This window comes from Parafrankia soli (genome assembly GCF_001854695.1).
Lineage (GTDB): Bacteria > Actinomycetota > Actinomycetes > Frankiales > Frankiaceae > Parafrankia > Parafrankia soli.
Genome location: NZ_MAXA01000185.1, coordinates 1 through 1,201, shown reverse-complemented (window position 1 = coordinate 1,201; position 1,201 = coordinate 1). Strand labels below are relative to the sequence as shown.

The 1,201-nt window shown below is 69.6% G+C and carries 2 protein-coding genes; both read left to right on the top strand.

What is annotated here, in order from left to right:
* Window positions 1–715 (top strand): SPASM domain-containing protein (locus BBK14_RS38310; RefSeq protein WP_157904271.1); only part of this gene is annotated, 715 nt, incomplete at its 5' end.
* Window positions 712–1,201 (top strand): creatininase family protein (locus tag BBK14_RS15010; RefSeq protein ID WP_198541290.1); only part of this gene is annotated, 490 nt, incomplete at its 3' end. The genes BBK14_RS38310 and BBK14_RS15010, both read left to right, overlap by 4 nt.

Here is a 1,201-nt window from a genome sequence, read left to right as displayed (position 1 = left end):
CCAACCCCATGTCCGCTACGTGGAGCTGGTCTCCAACGCCTCCCTGCTCACGCGGCGGCTGCCCGTGCTGGGCAGGCAGGCCAACCTGGGCAAGGTGTCGCTGTGGCTCACCTGGCACGAGGGGCAGATGAGCCTAAAGACGTTCATCGCCGCCGCCGCGGTCGCCCAGGACGTCTACGGCTGCTTCGTGGTTGTGAACACCCTGCTGTTCACCCCCGCCGACACCGACGCCGCCCGCCGGGTGAAGGCAGCCGCGGACGACGCCGGTCTGCGGTTCAACCTCGATCTCGGATACGACCCGTCCGCCCCGTCGGACACCTTTACCCACGCCGATGACCTCGCCCGGGCTGTACCGCTGCTCGGCGCCGGGAACGTCGTGGACGCGGTGCGCGCCGCGGGCGGCGACGCGGCGCTGACCCAGGTCGCGTTGACCGGTCTGACCGCGCCGGAAGGGCTGCCGTGCCGCGCCGGACATGACTACGTGTTCATCGACATCCACGGCCAGGTCTACCGCTGCTCGCGGTACTCGGTCCTCGACCGCGAGCGCTACGGCAACGCCCTGGATCCCGACTTCGACCTGACGCTGCGTCCGCAGACCTGGGCGCCGTGCGGGGCGGCGACCGGGTGCTGCAACAAGGAGGACTTCCTCAACCTGCAGGCCGCCGAACCCCTACGGGAACGCGACGTGCCCAGCCTCGGATGGACCGACGCATGACCACCCACCGACCCCCGCGCACCCCCCGTCCGTCCCAGGAGATGCCCATGCTGCTCGGTGAGATGTCGTGGCCCACCTTCCAGACCCAGGCACGCGAAGGCTACGCGATCGTGCCCGTGGGAGCCGTCGAGCCGCACGGCCCGCACCTGCCCCTGGCCGCCGACACGATGATCAGCGAGTACTTCGCCGGACGGCTCGCCCGTGAACTGGGCGGTTTCCTGGCTCCCTCGATCGGCTACGGCGTCGCCACCCCACCGCAACGGCTCGGCGGCGACTTCCCCGGGGTCATCAACCTGCGCGGCTCGACTTTCACCAGCCTCGTCACCGATGTCCTGACCGCGCTGGCCCGCTGCGGCGTGCGCAGGTACGTCATCGTGAACTCCGCCATCGACAACATGGCCTTCCTGTGCGAGTCAGCGCGAATCCTCACCGACACCGCGCCCGACACCCACATCATGATCGTCAACTGGTGGGATGTGGTCGGGG